The sequence below is a fragment of the Vitreoscilla stercoraria DSM 513 genome, assembly GCF_000382305.1.
GTDB classification, from domain to species: domain Bacteria; phylum Pseudomonadota; class Gammaproteobacteria; order Burkholderiales; family Neisseriaceae; genus Vitreoscilla; species Vitreoscilla stercoraria.
Genome location: NZ_KB908030.1, coordinates 72945 through 84117 on the forward strand (window position 1 = coordinate 72945; position 11173 = coordinate 84117).

At 42.6% G+C, this 11173-nt stretch carries 10 protein-coding genes; 6 read left to right on the forward strand and 4 right to left on the reverse strand.

Features of this window, described 5'->3' with window-relative positions:
• Nucleotides 1-39: 39 nt before the first annotated feature.
• The 4 genes from H150_RS0110325 to H150_RS0110340 all read left to right on the forward strand — a co-directional run bounded on the left by H150_RS0110325 (nt 40) and on the right by H150_RS0110340 (nt 2938).
• The gene (locus H150_RS0110325; RefSeq protein ID WP_019958988.1) at nt 40-1065 is read left to right on the forward strand and encodes a methionine synthase; all 1026 of its coding nucleotides are present in this window, start codon (nt 40-42) and stop codon (nt 1063-1065) included.
• Nucleotides 1066-1146: 81 nt separating this feature from the next.
• On the forward strand, nt 1147-1638 hold the full coding sequence (locus tag H150_RS0110330; RefSeq protein WP_019958989.1) for a flavin reductase: 492 nt from the start codon (nt 1147-1149) through the stop codon (nt 1636-1638).
• Between the two features lie 94 nt (nt 1639-1732).
• Complete coding sequence (locus tag H150_RS0110335) at nt 1733-2650, forward strand: LysR family transcriptional regulator (protein WP_026353645.1); 918 nt, start codon at nt 1733-1735, stop codon at nt 2648-2650.
• Nucleotides 2651-2734: 84 nt separating this feature from the next.
• A complete protein-coding gene (locus H150_RS0110340) occupies nt 2735-2938 on the forward strand; it encodes a hypothetical protein (RefSeq protein WP_019958991.1) in 204 nt (67 codons plus the stop codon).
• 35 nt (nt 2939-2973) lie between these two features.
• Here the strand turns inward: H150_RS0110340 and H150_RS0110345 are convergent, their stop codons facing one another.
• From H150_RS0110345 to H150_RS0110355, 3 genes are all read right to left on the reverse strand, one after another.
• Nucleotides 2974-5205, reverse strand: coding sequence for a FepA family TonB-dependent siderophore receptor (locus H150_RS0110345; protein ID WP_019958992.1), 2232 nt, complete (start codon nt 5203-5205; stop codon nt 2974-2976).
• 77 nt (nt 5206-5282) lie between these two features.
• Entirely contained in the window at nt 5283-6911 is a 1629-nt protein-coding gene (locus H150_RS0110350; protein WP_019958993.1) for an alpha/beta hydrolase-fold protein, read from the reverse strand.
• 494 nt (nt 6912-7405) lie between these two features.
• Complete coding sequence (locus H150_RS0110355) at nt 7406-8743, reverse strand: aspartate aminotransferase family protein (protein WP_019958994.1); 1338 nt, start codon at nt 8741-8743, stop codon at nt 7406-7408.
• Nucleotides 8744-9204: 461 nt separating this feature from the next.
• On the opposite strand from H150_RS0110355, the gene H150_RS0110360 reads away from it, so the two are divergent.
• Complete coding sequence (locus tag H150_RS0110360) at nt 9205-9999, forward strand: SDR family NAD(P)-dependent oxidoreductase (protein ID WP_019958995.1); 795 nt, start codon at nt 9205-9207, stop codon at nt 9997-9999.
• A gap of 399 nt (nt 10000-10398) precedes the next feature.
• Here the strand turns inward: H150_RS0110360 and H150_RS15010 are convergent, their stop codons facing one another.
• A complete protein-coding gene (locus tag H150_RS15010) occupies nt 10399-10572 on the reverse strand; it encodes a TonB-dependent receptor domain-containing protein (RefSeq protein ID WP_257793077.1) in 174 nt (57 codons plus the stop codon).
• 209 nt (nt 10573-10781) lie between these two features.
• Between H150_RS15010 and H150_RS0110370 the strand changes: the two genes are divergently transcribed.
• On the forward strand, nt 10782-11173 hold a 392-nt coding region (locus H150_RS0110370; protein WP_019958997.1), incomplete at its 3' end, for a transposase.

An 11173-nucleotide genomic window follows, 5' to 3' on the forward strand; every position in this document is an offset into this window, starting at 1 on the left:
CATCGAATCAATTCACACATTAATGATAGAAAATTGAATATGGCTATTTTACTTCCAACATCAACAGCTGGCAGCCTACCGAAACCTTCTTGGTTGGCTGAACCTGAAAAACTGTGGTCACAATGGAAACTGCAAGGCGATGAGCTTTTACAGGCAAAACGCGATGCATTGAGCTTGTCATTGCACGAGCAATTGCAAGCAGGCATTGATATTGTTTCAGATGGCGAACAAACCCGCCAACATTTTGTGACGACTTTTATTGAGCATTTAGAGGGTGTAGATTTTCAAAAACGTGAAACCATTCGGATTCGCAATCGTTATGATGCCAATGTACCGTCGGTGGTGGGAGAGGTATCACGCAAGCAAGCTGTTTTTGTGGAAGATGCCAAATTTTTGCGTAGTCAAACGACACAAACCATTAAATGGGCATTACCGGGACCGATGACCATGATTGATACATTATACGATGGTCATTATAAGAGCCGGGAGAAGTTGGCTTGGGAGTTTGCGAAAATTTTGAATCAAGAGGCTTTAGAGTTACAGGCCGCTGGAGTGGACATCATTCAATTTGATGAGCCTGCGTTCAATGTGTTTTTTGATGAGGTGAATGATTGGGGCGTGGCGATGCTAGAACGTGCGCTTGAAGGTTTGAAATGTGAAACAGCGGTTCACATTTGCTATGGTTATGGCATTAAAGCCAATACGGATTGGAAAAAAACCTTAGGCAATGAATGGCGCCAATATGAAGAGGCTTTTCCAAAATTGCAAAAATCGAAGTTGGATATTATTTCATTAGAATGTCAAAATTCACGCGTGCCGATGGATTTAATAGAATTGATTCGTGGTAAAAAAGTGATGGTTGGCGCGATTGATGTGGCGACAAACCAAGTTGAAACACCCGAAGAAGTGGCCAATACATTGAGAAAAGCATTGCAATTTGTGGATGCTGATAAGCTTTATCCTTCGACCAACTGTGGTATGGCACCATTGGCTCGATCTGTGGCAAATGGTAAATTAAAAGCTTTGAGTGCGGGCGCCGAGATTATTCGCCAAGAGCTGGCATAATATTGCATTGACGTATCAGTGAGACAGGATAATTCAATCAGCTTGATTATCCTGATTTTTATTTTTAAAGAGGAAAGAGCGATGGTTGCAGCAGTCGATTACCGCAACGCTATGTCTTGGTTCACCAGTGCCGTCAATGTTATTACCACTGGTGGCGATTCAGGCCGATATGGTTTTACCGCTTCTGCAGTATGCAGTGTGACTGATAATCCGCCAACTTTATTGGTGTGTATGAATCAGTCTGTGAGTTCACATGCACGGTTTATTGAAAATCAAACTTTGGCTGTCAATGTTTTGGCTGCGCATCAGCAAATGATTTCTCAAGCATTTGCATCCAAATTGACACCTGAACAACGTTTTGCGGTGGGACAGTGGACGACATTGGCAACAGGTTCACCTGTTTTAAGCGATGCTTTGGCAGCTTTTGATTGTGAAATCACACAAGTGCAAACGGTGGGCACGCACAGCCTGTTGTTGTGTCGCGTGGTGGCGATTCAAACCAGTGAACAAGAACAAAGTTTGGTTTACTTTAACCGTGCTTATTATCCAATAGGACATTTGGCATCGGTTTGATTGGGTCGTGTGAATGATGGGCAAGAAGTGTGACAAGGTTTTCATTGTGTACAATGTCGTATGCCCATCAAACATTATTGGGGATTAAGTTAGGATGATAGAACTTCGGTATTTAAAAACATTGGTTGCGTTACGCGAATATGGATCGCTGGTTGCCGCAGCAAATGATATCTGTTTGACACCGTCGGCATTGTCACATCAATTGAAAGAGTTGGATCAATTTTTTGGCACAGAAGTGGTTTATCGCCGCACACGTCCGGTTAGTTTTTCTCATGTGGGACAACGATTGCTCAAACTGGCTGATGAAATTTTGCCCCAAGTACAAATAGCACACACCGATATTGCTCGCATTGTACATGGGCAAACAGGACGGATTACATTTTCTTCTGAGTGTCATAGTTGTTTTGATTGGTTGATGCCATTGCTGAACCAATACCGATTGCAATATCCCGATGTGGATTTGGATTTTGCTGCTGGTTTTGAATCCAATCCACATGAATTGTTACAAATTGGTGAGTTTGATTTGTTGATTACGGCAGACCCTATTGCCTTAAAAGGGGTGGCGTATTTCCCTATTTTTGAATATGAGTCTCGCCTTGTGTTGTCGACCACACATTTTTTGGCTCGTGTGCCTAGCATCACGGTGCAAGATTTGGCAGAAGAAACGTTGATTACTTACCCTGTAGACAGGCACCGTTTGGATATTATGGCGCGTTTGTTTCTCCCTGCAAATGTACAGCCTAAACACATACGGACAACCGATTTAACCCAAATGTTGATTCAATTGGTTGCCAGTGGTCGAGGTATCGCTGCGTTACCTGATTGGGTGGTCAATGAGTTTGAACAGAAAGGTTGGGTGATTTCACGCCGTTTAGATTGTGTGGCTCCTGAAGGTTTGCGTCGCACACTGTATGCAGGTTATCGAGTGGAAGATCAAGAGAAAGATTATTTTGACGGTTTTCTAAAACAACTTAACAAGTTTTCAAAATCGCGCGGCTCATTTTATCATTGAATTTTGTTGGCTAGCGACAATGGCCATCATGGATACAATCAGGTATAAAATGCCCATGATACAAAGCTGGCGCACGTGGGATGAATGAAAATCCATGTTGAGACGCAGCCCAAACATGGCAATGGCAGCGCACAGATTGTTGACACTGGTCTTGGCGCAAAAACTGTGATTGAACAAGGTTTGGATTTCACCCATGGACATTTACAGGACGCTTTGAATGGCGGCATGGAACAGATTCAAATGAAAGCCCATACGTCACAAGCGTCCTGTAACAAAATAGCCTCATAAAGAGGCTATTTCATCTTAAATATTACAATAAAACATTAGAATTTGGCAGTCACACCCATGTAATACGCACGACCTGGTTCGTTGTAAGTATTGGCACCTGCTTGGTCAAAATTGCCTTCGCGGTACAATTGTTTGTCAAACAAGTTGCGCACACCGCCTTGAATTGAGAAGTTTTTCGAGAAGTCATACTTGCCCACCAAGCCAAATACGGCATAAGAGTCGCGCTCATTGGTTTGATGGCCAGTGGTATCGTCACCATTGAAGGCATATTTGCGTGGTTTTTGTTTGCCGTAGAATGTACCTGTTGCGCCGACCATGGCTTTTTCATTGATTTGCCAATCCAAACCTGTGTTGATGGTGTATTTTGGAATGATGGTCAAATAGTCGCCAGTTTCTTTGTTTTCGCTTTCAATCATGAACGTGACATTATTACGCCATTTCAAGCTTGGATTGATATCCCAAGTGAAGCTGCCTTCCACACCTTGGATTTTGGCATCGATGTTTTCCCATTGGAAGACGCGGCCAGTATTGGAAGTGCTGGTATTGCTCAAGCCTTCCACCAAGTTGATACCGGCATCAATTTTGTTTTTGTAATCGTTGTAAAAATAAGTGATGTTGCTGCGGGTATTTTCAGTGTTAAAGTCTAAACCCACTTCGTAGTTGATGCTGGTTTCGGCTTTCAAATCTTTGTTGCCAATTAAGAAACAACGTGTGCTGTTCCAGCAGCCATAACCTGTGCTGTACATGATGTAGTTTGGGTTGACTTGGTAGAGACTTGGTGATTTGTAGGCGCGAGCCACACCAAATTTTAAGGTCGCTTGATCGTTCAGTTTTTGCCAGAGGTTTAGGCTAGGAGAAACGTTTAAGCCTGAAACATTGTCATGGTTCAAACGCAAGCCCGGCAAAATGGTGGTGTTTTCGTTCAAAGCAATGTTGTTTTCGACAAACAAGCCCCAAACGGTTTTATCGCTGTTGGGATTGGTGGCTTGATTAAAAGATTCAGGGTAATCGCTCGGAGCGCGGCCGCCCAAATCTTCCACTTTGAAGCGGGTAGAGTTCACATCGTGCAATTTTTGATATTTGTAATCGGCACCAACTGTGATGTTTTGCTGGATTTTTTTGCCTTCAATTGGGAAACTCGCTTCGGTATGCACATTGATGTTTTTCAACGTGGCCGTGCTGCGATTTAATTCACGATTTTGGTATTGGTCAAAACTGCCTTCCCAACCACCAAACAAGCCTTCATCCAAACGGTCATTGTCGGTTTTATCATATTGAATATAGGATTTGGTAGAAACCTTGTCATAATCACCTTTGTGTGTCACGGCAAAAGTTTGGCGTGTCATGATGTTGGTATTACCACCGAGCAAACTGGTAAATGCTTCGTTGTTCAATGAGCCTTTGCTGTTTTGTTGGTCGCCTGCAAAAATATTTTCTTGTCGGCTCCAAGAAGCTTCCATGTCAATGTGATTGTTATCGTTGACATTCCAAGCCAATAAGGCATTGATGTCTTTGTTGCGCACACCTTCACGACCAGCGGCGACCATGTCGGCAGTGTCCATTTTGCTGTGTTCTGCATTCAATTCAGGATCATCAGCATCGGATTTATTGAAGTTACCATAGATGCGGAAGCTCAAATTGTCACTGATTGGTCCCATCAAGTTGAAATTATAGCGTTGGCTAGCACCTTCCAAACTGTTTTCAGGCTGCTCGGTAAATGCAGTTACAGAACCATGAAAAGCATCAAAGCGTTTTTTAGTCACAATATTGACCACGCCACCTGCTGCACCATCGCCATAACGCGCCGCAGCAGGACCTCGAATCACTTCCACTGACTCCACCATTTCGGCAGGAACCCAGTTAGAGTCACCACGTGTATCACGCTCACCACGCCAAGACAAACGTGTGGCTTCACGGCTCAATACAGGACGCCCATCAATCAAAATCAAAGTATTGTCAGGACCCATGCCACGTAAATCGATTTGGCGATTGTTACCACGTTGGCCACTGTTACCACCATTGGTTAAATTCACACCTGGCATGGTGCGAATGATTTGTGACAAATCATTCGCAACGGGGTGTTTTTCTAAATCGTCACGACTGATTTTTGAATAGCCCAAAGCTTGTTTGCTTTGTTGTTCTGCTGTCACGACAATGGCAGACAATTCGGTATCGGTTTCATCAGTGTTGGTATTGGCAGCGGCGTTGAAGCTGAAGCCAGTACCCAATAACATCAATGATGTAGCGATGATTGTACGTTGTTTCATTTTATTTAAATTTCATAATGTAAAAAGGTGTTAATATATTACCTATGTATAAATAATAATTCAAATAAAAATGATTCTTATTTGCTAATATTTTGGTTTTGGGCAGGATAAAAGTGTAACAACGCATCCAGTAAAGCTTTTTTCCACACCACATAATTGTGGCCACCTGAGTATTGTTGGAAGATGACATCTTGCTGCTGTATTTTTAAGCTGTGATACACTTCTTGAGTGGTTTCTAAAATACCAGCTTGGTTGCGACCTGTTTCATCGCTGTTGGCACTTAAAAACCATTTGAGCGTGGTAGGAGGGTGATGTTGAATGCGTTGCAATACAAATGGTTTATCATGTGGTAATTGGTGTTTAGCTTGCCACCAGAATGAGCCTGATAAAGACACTACATGGCTGAAGTGTCGCGGTAATGATAAGCCCAAATTCGCCGCTGCCAAGCCGCCAAAACTAGACCCTATGATGGCTGTATTTTGGGCGCTCATGGGTGTGTGTAAATGGGTGTGTAAAAATGGCAATAATTCAGTTTCTATCATATGCACATAATTGGCATTGGGAGGCAACTCTTGATTGCGAGCTTGTGCCGATGGGTTATGCACAAAAATCGCTTGCACTGGTGCGATGCGTCCTGTAAGTATCCACTCATCCAGTAAACGTGGTACATCAATGCTTTCGGTATAGCTTTCACCATCTAAAAAAATCAAAGTGGGTAAATTGTTCGTATTGGCAGCATTTGGCGGTTGATAAATGCTGATACGGCGTTGATTGTTCAATACGCTACTGTGTAAGACGTGGGTTTGCACATGAGATGAAACCACGGTATCTGTGTTAGGGTGAGATTCAGATGCAGCGTCAAACACGCTTTCGTTGCGTTGGGTAGTTGTTTTTGAGGCCATCAACGTGTTGGGATTGTATGGGTCTGTGTGTAAATGTCCTAATATTGCTAAGCGCTGCGCACGGCTTTCTTGGGCTTGTTGTCTGTCACAACCATCCATGCCATCGTTTTGCAAATGCGGTATATCGACCGCAAACACATAACTGCCACGATAATCGTGTGGCACCACATATTCTTTATACCAAACATCACTATTGGGCAAGCGTTGCAACCAATCGTGATTGTTACTGGCTCCGCCTATCATGCGCACATTGTTTTTTGCCCCTCGCCACAGATAAACCAAACGCATGGATTGAGCATTTATTGGCTCGGTAATGGGCGTGGATTGGGCAGCGATGCGTTGCCAAAAAAGGTTTAAAATTTGCGCATGTTCGGCGAGTGGTTGCGTGTTCAATTGCTGTTGTAGATTTTGCAATACAGCACTTTGTGGCTGAGCATGATGACAAATATCGGTTTGAGGGTAAATGGTATGGATTTTAAGTGTTAATTGGGCTTGTATGGTTTGGGAGGACGCTTGGCTTTGTTTAAGCCAAAGATGGGTGGCGTTGTGCGGCACACTCCAATAAATAGGCACCTCTTGCTGTTGGGTATGGAGCAAAACATGTTGCTGTTGATCGCTGTCTTGCCAACCAAATGACACCATATGTTCAGGTAAGGCAGAAAATTTTAAATGACCTTGGTAATGTTGATTTTTGGCATCAATGGCCACAGTTTGTAAGGTATCCGTATGTGACCAAGTGTGGCTAAGATCATCAGCCTGAACCAAAGTGGGTAAAATAAATAAGCTCAAAAGCAATTTCTTCATGATGGTTATCGCAAAATATGGTTTTGGAATATTGTAATGTGCCCGCTATTTTTGATAAAGCAATTAATAATGATTTTTATTTAAAATAAAGTTTAAGAGCCAAATATTGAAAAATAGCCATCGAACCATGGCTCAAGCTAGCGCAAAGTATTCAGGCCGCTTATATTATTTTGCTGATTATTTTTGAAAACGATGCTCTAGGTGATTCGCGTGAGTCATGAGTCAGTAGATTGGATGAGCAGCAGTTGAGCGGTTTTTCAATCGTTTAGAGACTTTTGCAGGCGCAGTTTTTGAATCTATACTTTTAATGAATGTAGCCGCTGAGGTTGGCAGATGAATTTCGCTGTGTTTTTTGTGTATTTAAGCAAGGTTTTGGCAGGTGGATGTGAGTGTTCAATGACGCTTATTGTTGGGTCTCAAGTCAATTTGAATCAATATTTTGAAAACAAGCGTCCTGTCAATATTTTTTACAGGACGCTTGTTTTTGATAAAAATTATTTTACATATTGGCTGGCAACTTCGCTCAATACTTTGTCATAAATAGCCAAAGCTTTTTGCACATCGTCAGCCGAAACATTGCAAGGCGGTACAACATGAATGCGGTTGTCAGCGATAAAAGGCAACAAGCCTGCTGCTAACAAAGCTTTTTTCACTTCGCCCATTGCCGCGGCTGTGAATGGGGTTTTGGCAGCAGCATCGCTGACCAATTCCATTGCCCAAAATACACCCACACCACGAACATTGCCGATGCAAGCGTGTTTTTGTGCCAAAGCTTCTAAGCCCGGAGCAATGGCTTCTGCACCGATTTGAGCCGCATTTTCGATGATGCCTTCTTCGCGCATCGTGTCAATTGTTGCCACAATCGAAGCCATAGCCAAAGGATGACCTGAATAAGTCAAACCGCCTGGGAACATTTTATCGTGGAAATGTTGGCAAATTTTCTCAGAGATAATCACACCGCCCACAGGCACATAACCTGAGTTCACACCTTTGGCAAAGGTAATCAAATCAGGCGTGATGCCATGGTGTTCAAATGCAAACCATTTGCCTGTGCGACCAAAGCCTGACATCACTTCATCCATGATTAAGATGATGCCAAATTCATCACACAAAGCGCGCACGCCTTGCATATAGCCTGCTGGTGGTACTAATACACCTGCTGTACCTGGAATGCCTTCTAACAAAATCGCTGCAATACCCGAAGCACCTTCAGATTCAATCACACGGCGCAAATGTTGCAAAGCACGGGTACTTTCTTGGGCTTCATTTTCAGCATGAAACTCTGAACGGTATAAATAAGGGCCGAAAAAGTGTGCATGCCCACGAGAGTATTCATTAGGCTGCCGACGTGCATCACCCGTTGCCACAATTGCTGCACCTGTGTTGCCATGGTAAGAACGATAAGTCGACAATACTTTATCGCGGCCTGTAAACAAGCGTGCCATCCGAATCGCATTTTCATTAGCATCGGCACCGGCGTTGGTAAAGAAGATTTTTTTGAAATGGTCAGATACCAATTCCAAAATTTTCTTCGCCGCCAAAGAGCGCGTTAAGTTTGCCGTAGCAGGGGCAATAGTGATCAATTCGTCTGCTTGTGCTTTGATGGCAGCAATGACTTTTGGATGTTGGTGACCGATATTGGTATTGACCAATTGGCTGCTGAAATCCAAATATTCTTTGCCTTCAAAATCCCACAATTTGCTGCCCAAACCCGATTTGATGACCAATGGATTCAAACTGCCTTGTACAGACCAAGAATGAAATACATTTTCCAAGTCTTGCTGTGCGACATATTCATTACTGCTGTGATTCAAATCAATACCAATTGTCATTGCCTCTACCTCAATAAAATTATTATTAGGGCGTGTCCTCATTCTATTTAATGAAACACAACCACTATTTTTTAGGGAAAAAATGACTGTGTTTTATTTATATGACATTAAAAATGAACGAAAATAGGTGTTATTGACGCTCAATTTACATATTTGCTCAAATGAGAGTGCGCCCTAGATGTCTATGTGTTGAGCTTATGTCTATATGTTTGTCATAGTGAGTATGACACCCATGGGACATGTTTACTATGCCTTGTTTATAAAGACGAATCAACACCCATCAACAGAAAAATTTTAAAGTAAATATATTGCATATCTACACTGACAAAAACTTGTATATTAGTCAGATTATCAAACATATATTGTTTACTAATAGTAAATAATATGTATCCAATTACTGCAATTGTTTATTATAAAAACAAAGTTATAATGTTCAACATGTTTTTATAGGAAAAATTCACATGCAGATTTCACTCAAAAATAAAATAGCCTTGGTTACTTCAGCGACTGCGGGTATTGGCTTTGCCATTGCTCGAGGATTGGCTCAGTCAGGTGCCAACGTTGTGATTACAGGACGCCATCAAGACAAAATCAATCAAGCTGTGAATCAAATCAAAGCAGACATTGCTGATGCTCAAATTACAGGTTTGGCTTTGAATGCAGCGACGGCAGAAGGCTGCCAGAAAATTATCCAAAGCCTTCCTCAAGTGGATATTTTGATTAATAACTTGGGCATTTATGGAACGTGTGAATTTGCGGAAATTACAGATGAGCAATGGTTTGAGTTTTTTGAAACCAATATTATGAGTGGTGTGCGTTTAAGCCGTCATTATATGAAAGGCATGAAGAGTCAAGGTTGGGGGCGTATTCAGTTTATCTCGAGCGAGTCAGCATTTAATATTCCTGCTGATATGGTACATTACGGCATGACCAAATCGGCAATGCAAGGGGTTTCTCGTGGTTTGGCCAAAGCCTTGGCTGGTACAGGTGTAACGGTCAATACCGTATTGCCTGGTCCAACAAGAACTGAAGGTGCTGTCATCATGATTGAAAATATTGCGAAACAGCAGGGAATAACATCGGTAGAAGCCGAAAAATATTTTATCGAAAAACACCGCAATTCAAGCATTATTCGTCGTTTTACTGAGCCTCGTGAAATTGCCAATATGGTCGTTTATATTGCATCAGAACAGGCAAGTGCGACCACAGGTGCGGCTTTGCGTGTTGAAGGTGGCATCATTGATAGTATTCATTGAAATACATTTCAGCCAAATAGATTTTTTCAAGCTTGAATTGGGTTTAGGTATTATCACAGCAGTAAAGTCACTCGGTGTCAATCGAACGGTTTTTTCTTAAATATTCAATGACAAAGTGGCGATAAGTGCAGGATGACTTTACGATTGCATCTTTGATTTTGAGCTGATAGCCCAGCTGCATCCACAAGTTGATGATGGGAGCCTGTGCACATTTTGTGTAAGTTACCTTCGTCACAGATAGTCGCGTAAGCGCTCAACAGCGGAGCACAAGCTGGAGGTGAATCAACCCAGCAGCAGTTTAAATTAAGCCGATATACAATGAATGAAGTAAAAAGCGTCCTGTAAAGTTTACAGGACGCTTGCTATGTTTCAATGAATAGACATTGGCTTAGCCAAAACCTACCATTTATAGCTCAAGTTGGCTTCTACACTGCGACCTGCTCCGTAATAACAGTAAAAGCTGCAAGCGCTGACATAGTCTTTGTCAGTCAAATTGCGGGCATTCACTTGTACTTGCCAGTTTTTGGCGAAGCGATACTGAGCCATCGCATCCCACAAGGTGTAGCTTGGGATGGTGTGGTAATCCCCCCTTTAAATAAATGATGCGGATTCAACCGGTCAGCGCAACACCAATCCTACTTTTTATGTTAAAAGGATTGTTATGGTTTCCATACATGGAGCAAGAGCTATAGTCATTTCTGGTGTATGACGAACAAATGAAGAAGGCGTATCCTGTTGATTGATTTCCGACCAAAGATTTCAACCAACAAAAGGAATACGCCATGACTGATTCTAACCCAAATGCATTCGTACAACCACAGCAAACATTCAATGACCCATTGACCGATTTGCTGCGTCAGGGAGCCAGGGAGTTGATTGCCAAAGCAGTTGAAACCGAATTGCAGATTTTGCTGGAGCAACACTCACCCAAGAAACTTCCCGATGGCCGCCAAGCATTGGTCAGAAATGGTTATTTGCCGGAACGAACAGTGCAGACTGGCATTGGTGATGTACAGGTGAAAGTGCCGAAGGTACGAGATCGCAGTGGCGACGGTGTGTGTTTCAACAGTCAATTGTTGCCGCCTTATTTGAAACGTACCAAAAGCATCGAAGAATTGCTGCCATGGCTGTATTTGAAAGGCATTTCCACAGGTGACCACCAACAAGCTTTGGC

Excerpts from the sequence above, each read along its gene's own strand:
- H150_RS0110325 (WP_019958988.1), top strand. The coding sequence starts at position 40 with ATGGCTATTTTACTTCCAACATCAACAGCTGGCAGCCTACCGAAACCT.
- H150_RS0110330 (WP_019958989.1), top strand. The coding sequence starts at position 1,147 with ATGGTTGCAGCAGTCGATTACCGCAACGCTATGTCTTGGTTCACCAGT.
- H150_RS0110335 (WP_026353645.1), top strand. The coding sequence starts at position 1,733 with ATGATAGAACTTCGGTATTTAAAAACATTGGTTGCGTTACGCGAATAT.
- H150_RS0110340 (WP_019958991.1), top strand. The coding sequence starts at position 2,735 with ATGAAAATCCATGTTGAGACGCAGCCCAAACATGGCAATGGCAGCGCA.
- H150_RS0110345 (WP_019958992.1), bottom strand. The coding sequence starts at position 5,205 with ATGAAACAACGTACAATCATCGCTACATCATTGATGTTATTGGGTACT.
- H150_RS0110350 (WP_019958993.1), bottom strand. The coding sequence starts at position 6,911 with ATGAAGAAATTGCTTTTGAGCTTATTTATTTTACCCACTTTGGTTCAG.
- H150_RS0110355 (WP_019958994.1), bottom strand. The coding sequence starts at position 8,743 with ATGACAATTGGTATTGATTTGAATCACAGCAGTAATGAATATGTCGCA.
- H150_RS0110360 (WP_019958995.1), top strand. The coding sequence starts at position 9,205 with ATGCAGATTTCACTCAAAAATAAAATAGCCTTGGTTACTTCAGCGACT.